Below are 15,475 nucleotides of genomic sequence, written 5' to 3' on the forward strand. Positions count from 1 at the left end.
CGCGGACGTCGCTGGGGTGAAGCCGCCACAATCGTCCGCGCACACCCACAGCGGAGTTGTTGACCACGTCGGTGACGGCATCGTCGGTGATGTTGATCGTCATGAGAACCCCCCGTTCCACCTCCCATCATACTCGAACATACTTTCGAGTCAAGGGCTTTTTCGAGAAGGTGAGGTGGGCCCGGCCGTCGTGATTCTATTGTTCGAGAACAGGTTCCGTCGCTACTCGACTCGTTGGAGGAAGGGGCGAGGCCAGGCGCCGAGTGCGAGAACGGCGAGGATCGTCTGGACTAGTCCGGTGGTGAAGAAGATGCCCTGCAGCGGCGACCAGGCGAGAACGATGGCGATCTCGACGAAGATCCAGATCATCATGGTCAGGCCGGCGGCCGCGTGCAGGCCCCACGTCAGACGGAACCTGTTGTGCTGAGCGAAGAGCGCGGCGGCCTGGATGCCTCCGACGACAACGCCGAGGAGGATTCCGGGCCAGAAATATGAAGGGAAGACGGTTCCCTCGATCCACTCAGGAGGCAGGCCCATCCCGCCGCCGATCGTCAGGCCCGCCATTCCTACGAGCGCAGAGAGCAGGTTTAGCCACGCGATGGCGGACAGACCGATCCGGAGACCCCGTGGAGGGAGCGATGTGGACGTCATGCCTGACAACGATAGAGAGGGTCAGTCGAGCCCGTCCATGTTCCTGCGCGTTGCCGCACTGGCAGCGTCGGCATCACCCGCGACGATTGCTTCCACCAGATCTCGGTGGGCAGCGGCTTCGTCGTCGATGGATTGGGGGTTTCGTGCCGTGACGTCGGTGATCACGTCCAGGGCCGAGTTGCGGAGCGTTTCGATGAATGAATCGAACACCATCGACAACACGCTGTTGTGCGCAGCATTCACCACGGCGCGATGTAGTTCCATGTCAGCGTCGACAAATTCTGTTGGTGTCGAAGCATTTTCACGGGCTGCGAGTGCTGCCCGTAACAGGTCGACGTCGGCAGAGGTCCGACGCATGGCAGCCAGGCGGCCCGCTTCCACTTCCAGAAGTCGGCGTACTTCGTAGACTTCGCGGCGGTCCGAGCGTTTGAGTTCTCGCTCGAGTTCTGTGACCGGAGTCGAGGACATGACGTAGGTGCCGGACCCTTGATGCGAGTAGAGCGGGCCCGACGCAATCAGTGCGCGAACTGCCTCTCTGCCGGTCGAACGCCCGACTCCGAGGAGTGTGCTCAGATCCTGCTCGTTCGGGATTTTGGTCCCGACCGGCCACTCGCCGTCGCCGATGAGGCGCGCAAGTTCGTCCGCGGCTTTCTGTACCAGCGACTGCTGCTTGATCTGGCGCACTGCCATGTGACTGCTCCTGACTGACTCGGTGAACCGCAATGGAGCGGCTCACCGAGTAATACTTCATGTCCTCCGATGAATCTTCAGACTACGGGGCCGTCTTTCGGTTTATCGAAGGGCGATGACGTCCAGTTCGCGCTCCGTCTCGTCTTCCGGGTCGAGTCGTCGATCGCGCAAGGTGAATGCGATGACGGCGCCGACGAACAGCACTGCAGTTGTCGCCCCGATCGCCATGCGCGGTCCGAAGTGATCTGCCAGGTAGCCGAACAGCGGAGATGCGATGCCCCCCACGGACATCGCGAGTCCGAGCGTCACCCCACTTGCTGTGCCGGGGCGATTCGGTAGGTAGTCCTGCGCCAATGTCACCTGTGGCGCGAAGGGCAGGAACATAGCAAATCCGAGACAGACGATTCCCAATTCGGCAACTGCGACGTGCGGGGCGGCAGCGAGCAGTGCCAGTGAAGGTACCGCAAGCAGGTAGCCGAGTCGGATGGATGCGCGTCGACCACGACGGTCCGCGAGGACTCCTCCCAGTAGCGTTCCGGCCGCTCCTGCCAATGTGAAGGAGGACAACACGATTGCAGCGCTCGAGGACGATCCGTTCAGTGCGTTGAGCACGAACGGTGAGACCAACGACAGTGTGGTCACGTACGGAATTGACCAACAGACCGTTACCAGCACGAGTCGTGTGAACGAGCGCCAATCGTCTGACACGGGACCGTTCGCTGCCAGTTGCGCACTCAACGACTGGGCTGATTCGGCCGCACCCGTGTTGGCCGATCGCGACTGGGCGACCATCCACCAAATAGCCGCCACCACTGCAGGAACTGCGAGCAGATAGCCGCCGGACAAACCGAGTGAGCCAACCACGAGCGTGACAAACGGTGGCGCCAGCGAGGCGCCCAACGTACCGCCCACGGAGAACACGCTCATGGCTTTCTGTGAATGACCTCCAGCCGCGCGTGCCAAATTTGTGGCGGGAGGATGGTATGCGGCGATGCCGATGCCGGCCACGGCAATTGCCAGCCAAGTGACGATGTAGGTGGTGCTCATCGCTGCCACGACAATGCCTGCTGCGGCCGTCACAAAACCTGTGGGTACCAGCCAGTTTCGGCTCTTTCGATCGACCAGCATGCCGAATGCAGGTTGCACGACACTGGATAGTCCGGTCGCGGCGAGCGTGATTCCGGCGACCGCGGAATAGGAATATCCGCGTTCGAGCATCATGAACGGCAACAGTGCAGGCACAGCCCCCTGGTACAGATCGTTCACGACGTGTGTGCCGGTGAGAAATGCAACTTGCCCCTTCTTCATCTCCTTGGGCATCCCTTCGTTCAGGTCTTCAAGTCCTCAGGTCCTCTGAGGACTTGAAAGCTATCACGAACCCGCGGGCGCACGGTTGCGTTGGAGACCTGGATCTCATTCGAGACGACTGACTAACTCTCAGCAGTCGCGGCGTTGCGGGCGGCGAGTTGCGCGAAAGCGTGGGTAAGTTCTGCCGGGCCGACGACATCGATGTCGGTGTCGAATCGGTTGAAGGAGGCTGCCAGCGCCGTCCAAGACCATGATCCGGCTTCGAGAATGCACTGCTCGGGGCCAAGATCTTCGACGATGCCGTCCCCGACAAAGGGAAGAACATAACTGGCTGGTCGATGGAGAACGACCTTGCCGTGACACGGCCAATTGTTGATATGTTCCGATCCTTTGAAGCGCGCGGACACGTATTCGCTGACGTCGCCGCCGGGGATTTCCTTCGGCGTGAACCGGGGACCGTTCGGGGTGCGTGGGGTGATGCGATCGGCGCGGAAGATTCGCCAGTCGTCTCGCGCGAGATCCCACGCGACGAGATACCAGCGACGCTTGGAGGTCACCAGATGATGCGGCTCCACTCGGCGCGGGGGTGTTATTTCGCTGTTGTTTGAGTGGTCGTTCGAGTAATCGAAGCGGAACACCTCGCGACCGCGGACTGCAGCGGAAATCGCTACGAGCACCTCAGGGGACGCGGAGTCTGCGTCGCCGGAACCGGCCGAAATCGTGGTGAACGTGAGCGCGTCGAGGCGATGGCGCAGACGCGACGGCATCACTTGCCGCACAGTGGTCAACGCTCGAACCGCATCCTCTTCGATACCGACGCCGGTCAGCGTCGCCGCCTGCAGCGCAACTGCCAGTGCGATGACCTGATCGTCGTCGAACAGCAGGGGTGGCAGCTCGCTGCCGGCGTCGAGTCGGTATCCGCCGTCCGGGCCCATGGTCGCCGCAATGCGGTAACCCATCTCCCTGAGCCGGTCGATATCGCGGCGGACCGTGCGATGGCTGATGTCGAGCCGCTCGGCGAGTAGAGCGCCCGGCCAGTCGCGTCTCGTCTGCAAGAGGGACAGCAGATTCAAGAGTCGAGTGGTGGTCGCCATGCGGTGAGACTACGACGAGTCTAGGACGAAAACAGTCCTATACGGCTGTGAGAGTCGACGTTGTCAGGGAAAACCCGAGCGACGTTCGTACCAGGAGCAGACATGAGCATCAAGACAACGACCCACCTCAACTTCCGCGGAGACGCCCGCGCGGCTCTGGAGTTCTACCAGTCCGTCTTCGGTGGCCAGGTCACGATCGCAACCTACGGCGACTTCGGGATGCCCAAGGAGGTGCCCGGCGCTGAGAACGTCGTGTTCGGCCAGGTGGAGACAGAGGACGGCTTCTGTGTGATGGCATACGACATCCCTGGGCAGTCGGGCGGCTCGGCCGGCAACGCAGGCTCGACACACCGCGAGAACGGCACCACGATCACCGACCAACCGTTCTTCGTCTCGGTTCGCGGTGAAACCCTCGAAGAGGTGCAGAACTACTGGGCCAAACTCTCTGCTGGTGCATCGATCATCGAGGGTCTTGCCGCCGCGGCGTGGAGCCCCGGTTTCGGCATGCTCACCGATGCGTTCGGGGTGACGTGGATCCTCGACGTCGCTGCCGGCGAAAACCCAGCCTGATCATTCAGACGACAAAGCCGCTGGCACCGAAAGGTGTCCAGCGGCTCCAGCGCGTCGGTGCCCGTCTTGCGCCTCTCGGCAAGTGGCCACTCGAAGTGGCAATTCTGGGGTGGTACCCGGGGCAAAGAATCGAACACCGACACCATCTCCAACGAACCTCCACACGGAGTTATTCCATGCTGACTTGTGCCGCGGTCAATCGTGGTCCTGCTCATCGCTCAGCTCCAGCAGAGCTGGCGACAACGGCTTCGATTCTCTGAGATGCGCGTCGTAGCACCTCGAGGATTGCCTGGGTATGAGATTCCCTGGTCAGTAGGCGAAGCACGAGAACGGCTCAGGCCCTCATCTCGGTGTGAGATGGGGGCCTGAGGTGAGGATCTGAATCAGCCGGTGACACCGGTCAATTCGTTGGGGGCGTGATCGAGAGTGGTCTCGGTCAGGATGCTGCCGTCCTCGAGGTCGACTGCGATCAGCTTCTTCGACGCTGGGTCGGTGACGTAAGCGGTGTGATCTTCTACGAAGAGCGCGGGCCTGGGCTCTTGCCATTTGGTGGGCTCGGTCCATGCGTCTATGACGGCGATCTTCTTGGTGACGACGCCGGTGTTCGGGTCGATGACGTGGATGGCGCCGTCGGTGCCGAGCACCAGTGCCTCTCCGTGTGGTCCGCGGCCGAGTGAGCGGAAGGTGTAGCTGGTGCCGAGGTCGACGAGCTTAAGTTCGGACGTCGTCGTGTTGGTCAGCGAGACCCGTTGCGGACGTTCGAGTTCGGCGTCCTTGTCGGTCTTGTAATCACCCAGCACGATGTCCGACTCCTCCGAGCCTGCCTGATTTCCGATGCGGCCGTATGCATCCGGACTCTGGACCTTGGTGATCGCTCCGTTCTTGTACACGAGCAACCCGTCCTGGCAGCCCAGCACGATGGCTTCGCCGGCAGCGACTGCTTCGCCGTGGACACCGGGGCACTGTTCGTTGCGCAGGATTTCCTTGCGGTCGGCATCGAGGATGGCAATGCCGTTGCGGGACTCCGAATTTCCGATGGTCGTCAACAGGCTGCCGTCGGCAAGTGCGACCGCAACGCCGTGATGGGGTTCTGGCGTGGTGTACGTCTCGACGCGGGGTTGGCGTTTTGCCAACTGCGCCGGATCGAAGATCTCGACGAGTCCCGAGCCGTCGTTGAAGAGAACGGTTTTTCCGGCATGGCGTACAACGTGTCCGGGTTCGTTGGCTGCGAACTCGACCTCGGACATCGCGGGATCGGCTGTGTAGTAATGAGAATGATCACCGTGAGCCGAAGACCACGTGCCGGTGTCGAGCACCTTGAATGCTTCGCCGGCAGAGATCATGACGTGGCGACCGTCGCCGGCCGGGTTGAGTCGGGTGAAGCCGTCGATCTCGGTCTCGCCGACCACGTCGAGGGAAGTTGCATCCAGCACCAGGACGCCGCCGTCGTACGACACGGCGAGACGTGGTGTTGCCGAGGCCTGTTCGGTTGGTGCGGCCGACGTCGTGGTCGTGGTTTCGGACTGGGCGGAGTCCTTGTTGTCGGACGAGCAACCCGTAACGAGGGCGAGTGAGAGGCCCACTGATGTGGCAAGGGTGAGGCGCCGCGACATGCGGGTGTTGAGGTGCATGGGTATAGATCTACTGCTTAATGTAAATGATTGTCAAAGTCGAGTATGCGAATATTCGCATGTCAGGTGTAGTCGGCTCGTTCGAGCATGCGCGAGGCGATGACCCCGAAGACGAGTCCCCAGAAAGCGGCTCCGATATTGAGTAGTTCGATGTCGGAGATCGTCACGAGGAACGCGATCAAAGCGCCGAAGGTGAATTTCCCGCCGAATGCGGTCACGAAGGCTCCCTGTAAGGCCTTGAGCATGGCCAGACCACCCAGAGTGACGATGAATGCCGTCGGAGTTCCCAACATCATCGCGACGAAAGTCGGGGCGAACAGTCCGAAGACGACGGCGAGTAAGCCGCAGAAGATTCCGGCGGTGTATTGGCGTGTCCGCTCTCCCGACGCCGTGAGCAATGCGTTCGTCGGCCCGGTAAGGCACGTCGAGACACAACCCACCGCCGCGTTCACGAGAGAGAACACACCGCAGGCAACCGTTGCTGCCCCGATCGGCGGTTGATGACCCGCTGCGCGGAGGACTGCGATTCCTTGGCCGTTCTGCACGACGACGACTGTGATCGCCAGCGGTACAACCAGTTCGATCATCGCCTGCCAAGACCAGGTTGGCGTGGTCAGCATCGGATGCGCCAGCCACTCGTGCGCGTCGCCGGCGGAGTTGAATCTTCCGGCCGCGAGTATCACGACCACGCCGACGATCAACGCGCCGAGAACCGGCGGAACGAATCTTCCCAGCTTGGCGAACACGCTCAGAGCGACAAAGGTGGCGATCATCGGCAGAGCGATCACCGCGTCGTGGGCAGGCGCTTCGACCAAATCCGTTCCGAAATGAAGGAAAACGCCTGCCACCATTGCCATTACGATGGGCAAGGGTAATGCGGCCATGATCGGTGTGACCCACCCTGTCAATCCCAACAGCAAGATCAGGGCGCCGGTCGCGAAGAACGCTCCGAGCACTTGCTCCCACGGCAGATGCTCCAACGACGCTCCGACGACAACGGTTCCGGGAATCGTCCAGAAGAAGGCCAGCGGCTGCCGGTACAGCCAGGAAGCCGTGATGGTGAGAATTCCGTTGACGAAGAAGGCACCGAAAAGCCAAGAGGCCAATTGAGCTTGACTCAGTCCACCCGCCAACCCCGCAGCGAGAATGACCGCCACCGGCCCGGTGGCCGAGAAGACGATGCCGATGATTCCGTTGGCAATGGACGTTCCGCCGAAGTCGCGCAAGACCCGCTTCGGGCCGTAGAGCGGTTGGGGGAGTGGCTCGGTGACGACGCGAACGGGCGCGGTCGTCGTAGTGTCCGGCATGTTCTCAGTTCTCCTGATGCGGATCCGAAAGCCCTCGGTCGCGGAACAAAGCCGCGAGTTCGCTCCGTGATCGCAGTCCGAGTTTCGCGTACGCGCGCGTGAGGTGATATTGAATGGTCTTGACGGAGAGGAACAATTCGCCGGCAGCTTCCTTGTTGGACTTGCCCGCTGCGACAAGGTCGGCGACGGCTCGTTCTTGCGGGGTCAGGTCGGTGATTCCCTTCTCCGTCCGCGAGAGGTTCAACCCGCCCGCGCGGAGTTCGCGCTCGCAGCGCTCGACGTAAGTAGCGGCGCCCAACGAGTGATACAGCTCGCGGGCGGCGCGGAGGACGACGTCGGCCTCCGCGCGTTTCCCGGCCCGGCGGAGAGTTTGGCCGTAGGCAAAATTGATTCGGGCTCGGTCGTAGGGGAGCGGCAGCGTCTCGATGCCGAGTAGTGCAGCATCGAAACTTTCTCTTGCCGAGTCGAGTTCGCCCCGTGCGCCGTGGATCCGGCCGCGAACGTAGCCGAGACGTGCCGCAGCTGAGCGGTGCTCCCGACGTCGTGCGGTCTGCTCGTGTGGTTGCAGAAAGGCGTCGGCATCATCAGCTCGCCCGACCATGACCAATGCATTGGCGTAGAGATCGACCCACGGCCAGAAGCCCGGCTCGTCGAGCCATTGTTGCGCCTTGCTCGAGGTGAGCGGAGCCAGCGCCACCAGAACTTCGGCGTAGTCGGCGGCGGCCTCGGCGACCTGGGCCCTGGCGAGAAGTGCAGGAACATACATGATTTCGTAGGCGTGAATGCCGGCGTACGCACGTCGCACATGGTCACGGGCCAGTTCCCAGTTGCCGCGCAGAGCGTGAATCTGTGCTCCCGACCAGTGGACCAACGGCCGGATGATCTCGATCTCGAACCGATCCACCTCGGCACCGGCGCCCTCGACGGTCGAGAGCGCTTCGTCCCAGGCGCCGAGAGCGAATTGAGTGCGGGCGAGCCAGGCCTGTGCCCACAGTGAGATTCTTGCCGAACCACTGGAAAACTCTGTGGACACCGCGCTTTCGAGGTCGCGTCTGGCGGACTCCGGGTGGTCCAACGCAAGCTCGAGCCAGAAGTCCACCGATGATGGCACCGCCGTTGAGTACCAACAGGAACGAGAGCGAACCCTTCGCGTTGTATCCCGCGTTTTCCATGATCTTGGGCAGCCAGGTGTTCAGTCCGTAGGTCAGGAGGAGGCCGGCGAAGCTCATCAGGCCGAGAAGCGCGGTGCCCCAGACATATTGTCTGCTCGCCAACGCTCGGAAGCCGACCTTCTCGGCTACGGCGTCGTTGGGTCGATCTGTACCGACAGGCAATGGAATTCCGGTTTTCGAGGAAATGGCGCGAGCTTCCTCGACGCGTCCGCGAGCAATCAGCCACGCGGGAGACTCGGGCAGTTTGAACCAGGCGAGTGGGAACAGAACACCAATGGCAGGGCGCCGATGAGGAACAGTCCGCGCCATCCGATGGAATCACGGAGAACGATCGCCAGGACGGAAGCCATGACGCCACCGGCCGGGACACCGCTGTAGACGATGGCGTTGAACAGATTGCGGCGTCCCGGCGGCGCGAACTCGGCAATCATGGCTCCGGCGGTGGCGACAAGCCCACCGACACCGATGCCGGTGAAGAACCGCAGCAGACCGAAAGTGGTGATGCTGGTGGCGAACGCTGCCAGTGCCATTCCGACCGAGAACCAGATGATGTTGACCAGCATCATCTTTCGGCGACCGAAGTGATCGCCGATCGCTCCACACGTCAGTGCGCCGACCATCACTCCGACGAGTGCATACGAACCCAACGCGCCGGCCTGAGATGCGGTCAAGGTGCCGATATGGCTGGAGTCGTCCATGAGTACGGGCAGGATCGTGCCGTACACGACCAGGTCGTATCCATCGAACAGAATGGCAATGGCGGCGATGGTGACCACCCACAACACTGACGAGCGATGGCGGGCACTGGCCCAGGAACCACGTTCGATCGAGGACATGGCGAATCTCCGTTCGAGAGATCAGGAATCGGGGGAGGCTGGATTCAGCCGAGGTCGCCACCGGCAACGGGAAGAACCGTTCCGGTGACATACGAAGCCTCTTCGGAGGCAAGGAAAGTGATAGCAGCAGCCTGTTCGTCCAGGGTGCCGTAACGCTTGAGTAGCGACGAGTCGACGGTCTGGTCGACGATCTGCTGGTACCAGGCCTTCTCCTCGTCGGTCTCGGCACCCGGTCCGCGTGCCACGACGCGTGGTGGCGCCTCGGTTCCGCCGGGAGCGGTTGCCACGACGCGTATTCCGTACTGCGCGACTTCCATCGCCAGTGCAGCGGTGATCGCGCTGACCCCGCCCTTGGCCGCCGCGTAAGGAACACGGTTGACACCGCGGGTGGCGACCGAGGAGACGTTGACGATGGTGCCGCTCGCCTGCTCGATCAGATGGGGCAGTACGGCGCGACACGTCCAGAGCGTGGGGAACAGTGATCGTGTGACCTCGGCTTGTATCTGCTGCGGCGTGTAGTGCTCGTAGGGTTTGGCCCAGATGGTCCCACCGACGTTGTTGATCAGGACGTCGATGCGTCCGAAGCGCTCCAATGCGGAATCTATTGCATTCTGGGCACCTTCGAACGTCTCGAGGTCCGCGGTCACCGAATGGGAACGCTCCAGCGGTGTCGCGATGTCGTGAACCAGTTCAGCTCGATCCACAAGCGCGACGGAACCACCTTCTGCGGAAACTCTTTCGGCAACGCTGCGCCCGATCCCCTGAGCCGCTCCGGTGACGACCACGACCCGGTCGTCGAACCGGCCGGCGAAGAATCTCGTGCTCACGACGCCACACTTTCCCGAGCGTCAGTGATGGCGCGGTGCATCGTCGACTTGGCGTGTTCGCTGTGCTGGACGATCAGATCACGGGCCGCGGCGCGATCATTCTGCTCGAATGCACTCACGATACGTGAGTGATCCTCCGCGACATGTTCGTCCACCCAATCGGCGGTGCGGAGCACTCGGTTCATCAGTTGTGTGACCTCGAGACGGTGGTATGCCTGCAGCAGCACTTCGTTTCCGGTGCAGCGGAAGAGGAAGTCGTGGAACAGGGCATTGGTTTCGGTGAATGCCGCTGCGTCCGTGAAGTGATCGCGGTCGATGGAAGCAGCCGAGTTCTCCGCCAGAATGCGGTACTCCGTCAACTGTGCCGGAGTGAGGCGGCCGATCGTGAGTTCCATTGCTCCGAGTTCGAGGGCCATCCGAGCGTCGAACTGTGCGTCCGACTCCGTGACCGGCAGATGTTCTTCACCGATCTCGTACGTGCCGGTAGCTGATTCTTCGGCCGAGGCTGCCGGTGAATCAGCCGGTGCTGCCGCATTGTTGAACTTTTCGAAGTAGAAGTTCGTGGGTGTGATCGATACGTCCTTGAAGTGCAGACGTACGGCTTCGACCATCGGCGGCGGGCCGCACAGGTAGACGTCTACGTTGCCGTCGTCGAGGTGATCGGGCTCGATCAAGCCCGTGACATAGCCCTTGTTCGGTGCTGTGCTGTCGGGATCGGATACGCAGTAGTCGAAGGTGAACTGGGGTAGAGACTCCGCGTAGTCGTGCAGTTTGTCGAGTTCGACGAGATCGGTGTCGGAGCTGACGCCGTAGACCAGATGGACGGGCCGAGTGGAGCTTTCGGTACGCATCTTCTCCAGTATGGAGAGCAGCGGGGCCAAGCCGGTTCCACCGGCAAGCAGTAGGGCTCTCCGTTGACCTGACCGGAGGAAGAAGCTACCCATCGGTCCGGTCAATTCGAGAGTGTCGCCTACCTGCGCACGCTGACTGAGATACTCGGACATCAGACCACCCGGGGTGATCTTGACCAGGAACGACGCCGACGCGACCTCAGGGCCGGAGCTGAACGAGTACGACCGCGTCGCTTCGGTTCCGGGAACGAGGATGTTCACGTACTGACCGGGGAGGAAGACCAGATCTGCGCGGTTGTCGACTGCGACGGTGAAACCCACCGTGGAATCCGAATGGCGAATGATCTCGGTGATGGTGGACGTGTACGAACCGGCAGTGGTCTTGGCGACCGCCGACGTGGTGGGAATCTGCAGCACGAGATCAGATTCCGGCACCATCTGGCACGGAAGGCAGTATCCCTGCTCGGCCTCGTCGTCCGTCAGGGCCTCCTCGATGTAGTCGCCGGCGTCGAAAGTACCTGACTCACAGAGTGATTTGCAGGTGCCACATGCTCCGTCGCGGCAGTCGAGCGGAATGTTGATTCGTGCGCGGTACGACGCGTCCGCGACGGTCTCGTCGGTGTTGCATTCGACGAAGCGGGTGATGCCGTCTTCGAAACTCAGGGCTACTTGAAAGGTCGGCGCAGCTTGAATGCTCATGGGAAACAGCTCGATTCGAAGGGAAGTCGTGTCAGAAGTGGTAGATGTCGACCACGTGATGGATGTAGTCGTTCTTGAGGACTACCTTCTTCTTCATGATCAACGGCTGCTCGCCCGAGAAGTCGATCGTGTAGTGCGAGGTGCCGAAGTAGGTGTCGACTGTGTTGTAGCGGAAGTACAGCGTGAACCAATTGAAGCGGACGTCGACGACGAAGCCGCGTTCTTCGATCACTTCCACGTTGGTGATGTTGTGACCGGTGCGGGGCTCGGGAAGGCTTGTCGCGCTGGAACGGTCAGTCCTGATTCGGAACACGCGGTCCTCGATACCGCCGCGATTCGGGTAGTAGATCAGGGAGATCTCTGCGGCCGGGTCCGTGGTCAGCTCGCCGTCGTCCGCCCATGCGGGCATCCAGTACTCGGAATCGGGGTGGTAGCACTCGATCCACTTCTCGAACTCGCGATCGTCCAGATAGCGAGCCTCACGGTAGAGAAACTGCTGCACTGTTTCGAGGGCGACGGCATTGGTGGTGGTGACAGTCATGGTGATCGTCCTCAGATGGTCCGGTTGGAAGCGGCTTGCTCGGCATCTACGGCCGCAAGCATGGCGTCGCGCCAGTACCCGTGCTGAATGGGATACAAGCCTTCGTCCTCGGTCTTGGCTCCGCTCGAGAGCACACGATTCATGCCGAGATCCTTCGCGACGTCGTTCGGACCGGGAATCTGGTGTGTGACGCCACGGCTGAGGTCGTTCCACGGGGCGCCGGCTGCCTGGTAGGTCTTCTGGCAGGAACGGAACTCTTCGAGATCGTCCGGGGTGGCCATACCGCTGGCATTGAAGAAGTCCTCGTACTGACGGATGCGGTTGCTGCGCGCTTCGGCGCTCTCTCCCTTGGGCGCGATGCAGTAGATGGTGACTTCGGTCTGGTCCACGGAGATCGGACGGAAGTGCCGGATCTGGCTGCTGAACTGATCCATGAGGTAGACGTTCGGATACAGGCAGAGGTTTCTCGACGCACCGACCATGAATTCGGCCTTCTTGGAACCGAACTGAGCCTCCAGTTCTGCTTTGCGTTCGAACAGGGGTCGGTCCTCGGGATTGCCCCACCACATCCAGAGCAGGAGGTGGCCGTAGTCGTAGGAGAAGTATCCACCGCCCTGCTTCCCCCAGGTGCCGGCGTCCATGGCTTTGGTCTCGTTGGACGATTCACCGGCGGTGCGGCGAGCGGTGGTAGCGGCGTAGTTCCAGTGCGTCGAAGACACGTGGTAGCCGTCGGCACCGTTCTCGGTCTGCAACTTCCAGTTGCCGTCGTAGGTGTAGGTGGATGCACCGCGCAGAACTTCGAGTCCGTCAGGTGACTGATCGACGATCATGTCGATGACCTTCGTGGTGTCACCGAGGTGCTCTTCGAGTGGCAGCACGTCGGGGTTGAGGCTGCCGAAGAGGAAGCCGCGATAGTTCTCGAACCGCGCCACCCTGGTCAGGTCGTGTGAGCCGTCTTTGTTGAACTGCTCCGGATAGCCACCGGTGCGAGCGTCCTTGGCCTTGAGGAGTTTTCCGCTGTTGTTGAAGGTCCAGCCGTGGAACGGGCAGGTGAAGGTGGTTCGGTTGTCGGTCTTACGGCGACAGAGCATCGCACCGCGGTGGCTGCATGCGTTGATCAGCGCACCCAATTCGCCGTCCTTGTTGCGGGTGATCACGATGGGCTGACGGCCCATGTAGGTGGTGAAGTAGTCGCCGACGTTCGGGATCTGGCTCTCGTGCGCGAGGTAGATCCAATTGCCTTCGAAGATGTGCGTCATCTCGAGTTCGAACAGTTGCTCGTCCGTGAAGACGCTGCGCCGCACCTGGTAGCGGCCGGTCTCCGGGTCCTCGACGAGCGCGTCGTCGAGGGCGGCGCGGATGTTCGCGAACTGGTCGGTGCCGCGGGCAGCATCCAACATATCCGTCATGGGTGTCCTCCAGATAAGAGTGGGCGCCTACCGAGAAAGCCGAGGGCTGTCGGACCAAATCGGTGGGACCCGCTTTCCGGACGGGGCTGCGTCCGGTACTGAATTCACCTTGACATCGTGTGTCTCGGGTCACACTAGGCAATTGCCTAGTCCTGACCAAGGGTGCAGTGTTCGTCGAATTCTGCTGATGGGCCATGCCTGCTGAAGACGACGAGCAGGGCGGACTCGACATCGCGAGTCCGCCCTACCTGCCGAGGGGATTACCGGTTCTTGAAGAACGAGACGTCGTCGTTGCCGATGAGGTCAGGGACCGTCCAGCCGTCGAGGTCGTATTCACTCAAGCACTGCTCGGCCAGTCCCTTCATGGAACTTGCGTGTCCACGATTCTGGGCTGCGAACAGCAGTTCGGCTTTGACGTTCTCGTGATTGCCGGAGTAGTTGCGCTCGTAGAGTTCGTGTCGGCCGCCGAACTCGGTCCCGATCGAATCCCACAGCGCCTTCATGACTTTCACGCGGTCGACGGCGGTGATGCCGTCGGAACCGCGAACGTACTTGTCGAGGTACGGACGCACGTCCGGGCTCTTGAAGTCGAGTGAACTCGAAGGCAGGTAGATCAAGCCCGACGCGACGTCCTGTTCGATGATCTCCTTGATCCGCGGGTACCCCTGGATCATGAACATTCGATAGGTGAGGCCGTACTCGAGCTTCGGGATCACCGAATCGCCGACCCACTGTTCGGGATCGCGTGCCATCGATTCGGTCAACGACCAGAAGAGGTTTCGCCACCCGATCACCTCACCGACACGGGTCTGGACTCCGCGGAAGCCGCCGGCGCCGGTGGCTTCGAGTGCCTTCATCAACAGTCCGGCGATGAAGTCGAGCTTGACGGCCAGGCGAGTGCAGCCCTGAAAGGTGAAGCGCGGCAGGAAGCCCGATTGAGGGAAGAATGCGTTGATCCGGTCGACGTCGCCGTACATGAAGACGTTTTCCCACGGAACCAACACCTTGTCGAAGACGAAGATGGTGTCGTTCTCGTCCATGCGACTCGACAGCGGATAATCGAACGGACTGCCCATCACCGCAGCATGTTCGGTGTACGAGGTGCGGCAGATCAGCTTCACACCCGGCGCGTCCATCGGTACCGTGCAGATCAGGGCGAACTGCTTCTTCTTGATCGGCAGACCGTAGTGAGCGATGAAGTTGTAGTTCGTGATCGCCGATCCGGTGGCGACCACTTTGGCGCCGCTGACGATCAAACCTGCGTCGGTTTCCTTCTCCACCTTCATGAAGACGTCACCGACCTCGTCCGGTGGAAGTTGGCGATCCACCGGGGGATTGATGATCGCGTGGTTCCAGTACAGAACTTTCTCCTGCGATTCGCGGTACCAGCGTTCGGCGTTGTCCTGGAACGGTGCGTACAACTCCTTGTTGGCGTGGAGGGTGCCCAGGAAACTCGCCTTGTAGTCGGGGGAACGGCCCATCCAGCCGTAGGTCATACGAGCCCACGTCGCTATGGCATCGCGTTCCTTGAGCAGATCGGCCGAGGACGTCGGAGTGCGGAAGAACGGCATGGTGAAACCGCCGTTGCCCGTGTCCGTCGGAACGGTCAAGGCGTCCACGTGCTCGCCCGTATGCAGAGCGTCGTACAGCCTCGCGGTCATGCGGATCGGATTCCGGAACGCGGGGTGTGTCGTGACGTCCTTGACGCGATCACCGTGAAGCCAGATCTCGCGACCGTCCTGCAGGCTCGAGATGTACTCGTCACCGGTCATCGGTCGGGTGGCGAAGTTCTTCGTGCGGTTGGCTTCGCAATCGGCGGCCGGATTGACCTGTGGCGCTCCGGAATCTGCGGGATCGACGCCGGTGGGAGGAATTTCGGTGGTCGTCAT

Annotated in this window: 12 protein-coding genes and 2 pseudogenes; 1 reads left to right on the plus strand and 13 read right to left on the minus strand. The window is 61.5% G+C overall.

All coding sequences use genetic code 11. The features are described 5' to 3' along the window. Nucleotides 1-222: 222 nt before the first annotated feature. The 4 genes from RhoBH5_RS16345 to RhoBH5_RS16360 all read right to left on the minus strand — a co-directional run bounded on the left by RhoBH5_RS16345 (nucleotide 223) and on the right by RhoBH5_RS16360 (nucleotide 3,743). Complete coding sequence (locus RhoBH5_RS16345) at nucleotides 223-651, minus strand: hypothetical protein (RefSeq protein ID WP_225320164.1); 429 nt, start codon at nucleotides 649-651, stop codon at nucleotides 223-225. Nucleotides 652-672: 21 nt separating this feature from the next. After that, on the minus strand, nucleotides 673-1,341 hold the full coding sequence (locus tag RhoBH5_RS16350; RefSeq protein ID WP_270008534.1) for a FadR/GntR family transcriptional regulator: 669 nt from the start codon (nucleotides 1,339-1,341) through the stop codon (nucleotides 673-675). Between the two features lie 102 nt (nucleotides 1,342-1,443). Next, nucleotides 1,444-2,649: an MFS transporter gene (locus RhoBH5_RS16355; RefSeq protein WP_042447245.1), complete on the minus strand. Its 1,206-nt coding sequence runs from the start codon at nucleotides 2,647-2,649 to the stop codon at nucleotides 1,444-1,446. Between the two features lie 122 nt (nucleotides 2,650-2,771). Then, nucleotides 2,772-3,743 (minus strand): helix-turn-helix transcriptional regulator, encoded by a 972-nt coding sequence (locus RhoBH5_RS16360; protein WP_214927656.1) that lies wholly within the window; start codon nucleotides 3,741-3,743, stop codon nucleotides 2,772-2,774. 102 nt (nucleotides 3,744-3,845) lie between these two features. Here RhoBH5_RS16360 and RhoBH5_RS16365 point away from each other — a divergent pair, with 102 nt between their 5' ends. After that, a complete protein-coding gene (locus tag RhoBH5_RS16365) occupies nucleotides 3,846-4,313 on the plus strand; it encodes a VOC family protein (RefSeq protein ID WP_007729793.1) in 468 nt (155 codons plus the stop codon). 383 nt (nucleotides 4,314-4,696) lie between these two features. Here RhoBH5_RS16365 and aztD read toward each other — a convergent pair whose 3' ends face one another. The 9 genes and pseudogenes from aztD to RhoBH5_RS16410 form a co-directional block, all read right to left on the minus strand. Beyond that, complete coding sequence (aztD, locus tag RhoBH5_RS16370; protein WP_007729787.1) at nucleotides 4,697-5,944, minus strand: zinc metallochaperone AztD; 1,248 nt, start codon at nucleotides 5,942-5,944, stop codon at nucleotides 4,697-4,699. 62 nt (nucleotides 5,945-6,006) lie between these two features. Further along, a complete protein-coding gene (locus RhoBH5_RS16375) occupies nucleotides 6,007-7,251 on the minus strand; it encodes a benzoate/H(+) symporter BenE family transporter (protein ID WP_054188474.1) in 1,245 nt (414 codons plus the stop codon). 4 nt (nucleotides 7,252-7,255) lie between these two features. Next, a pseudogene (locus tag RhoBH5_RS16380) lies at nucleotides 7,256-8,341 on the minus strand (response regulator transcription factor); the annotation flags it as partial. Further along, nucleotides 8,301-9,259, minus strand: a pseudogene (locus tag RhoBH5_RS16385) (MFS transporter); the annotation flags it as partial. The pseudogenes RhoBH5_RS16380 and RhoBH5_RS16385, both read right to left, overlap by 41 nt. A 44-nt stretch (nucleotides 9,260-9,303) precedes the next feature. Further along, nucleotides 9,304-10,086 carry a 1,6-dihydroxycyclohexa-2,4-diene-1-carboxylate dehydrogenase gene (locus RhoBH5_RS16390; RefSeq protein WP_007729779.1) on the minus strand — a complete coding sequence of 261 codons (783 nt, stop codon included), beginning with the start codon at nucleotides 10,084-10,086 and terminating at the stop codon, nucleotides 9,304-9,306. After that, complete coding sequence (gene benC, locus RhoBH5_RS16395) at nucleotides 10,083-11,636, minus strand: benzoate 1,2-dioxygenase electron transfer component BenC (protein WP_261255255.1); 1,554 nt, start codon at nucleotides 11,634-11,636, stop codon at nucleotides 10,083-10,085. Before benC ends, RhoBH5_RS16390 begins: the two co-directional genes overlap by 4 nt. Before the next feature lie 31 nt (nucleotides 11,637-11,667). Next, the gene (gene benB / locus RhoBH5_RS16400; protein WP_003939939.1) at nucleotides 11,668-12,177 is read right to left on the minus strand and encodes a benzoate 1,2-dioxygenase small subunit; all 510 of its coding nucleotides are present in this window, start codon (nucleotides 12,175-12,177) and stop codon (nucleotides 11,668-11,670) included. Between the two features lie 11 nt (nucleotides 12,178-12,188). Continuing rightward, nucleotides 12,189-13,586 carry a benzoate 1,2-dioxygenase large subunit gene (gene benA, locus RhoBH5_RS16405; protein WP_042447174.1) on the minus strand — a complete coding sequence of 466 codons (1,398 nt, stop codon included), beginning with the start codon at nucleotides 13,584-13,586 and terminating at the stop codon, nucleotides 12,189-12,191. Between the two features lie 260 nt (nucleotides 13,587-13,846). Continuing rightward, nucleotides 13,847-15,475: a 4-hydroxyphenylacetate 3-hydroxylase family protein gene (locus tag RhoBH5_RS16410; RefSeq protein ID WP_125052177.1), complete on the minus strand. Its 1,629-nt coding sequence runs from the start codon at nucleotides 15,473-15,475 to the stop codon at nucleotides 13,847-13,849.

It is taken from the genome of Rhodococcus sp. BH5, from assembly GCF_027583855.1.
Classification (GTDB): domain Bacteria; phylum Actinomycetota; class Actinomycetes; order Mycobacteriales; family Mycobacteriaceae; genus Rhodococcus_F; species Rhodococcus_F qingshengii.

Excerpts from the sequence above, each read along its gene's own strand:
- RhoBH5_RS16345 (WP_225320164.1), bottom strand. The coding sequence starts at position 651 with ATGACGTCCACATCGCTCCCTCCACGGGGTCTCCGGATCGGTCTGTCC.
- RhoBH5_RS16350 (WP_270008534.1), bottom strand. The coding sequence starts at position 1,341 with ATGGCAGTGCGCCAGATCAAGCAGCAGTCGCTGGTACAGAAAGCCGCG.
- RhoBH5_RS16355 (WP_042447245.1), bottom strand. The coding sequence starts at position 2,649 with ATGAAGAAGGGGCAAGTTGCATTTCTCACCGGCACACACGTCGTGAAC.
- RhoBH5_RS16360 (WP_214927656.1), bottom strand. The coding sequence starts at position 3,743 with ATGGCGACCACCACTCGACTCTTGAATCTGCTGTCCCTCTTGCAGACG.
- RhoBH5_RS16365 (WP_007729793.1), top strand. The coding sequence starts at position 3,846 with ATGAGCATCAAGACAACGACCCACCTCAACTTCCGCGGAGACGCCCGC.
- aztD (WP_007729787.1), bottom strand. The coding sequence starts at position 5,944 with ATGCACCTCAACACCCGCATGTCGCGGCGCCTCACCCTTGCCACATCA.
- RhoBH5_RS16375 (WP_054188474.1), bottom strand. The coding sequence starts at position 7,251 with ATGCCGGACACTACGACGACCGCGCCCGTTCGCGTCGTCACCGAGCCA.
- benC (WP_261255255.1), bottom strand. The coding sequence starts at position 11,636 with ATGAGCATTCAAGCTGCGCCGACCTTTCAAGTAGCCCTGAGTTTCGAA.
- benB (WP_003939939.1), bottom strand. The coding sequence starts at position 12,177 with ATGACTGTCACCACCACCAATGCCGTCGCCCTCGAAACAGTGCAGCAG.
- benA (WP_042447174.1), bottom strand. The coding sequence starts at position 13,586 with ATGACGGATATGTTGGATGCTGCCCGCGGCACCGACCAGTTCGCGAAC.
- RhoBH5_RS16410 (WP_125052177.1), bottom strand. The coding sequence starts at position 15,475 with ATGACGACCACCGAAATTCCTCCCACCGGCGTCGATCCCGCAGATTCC.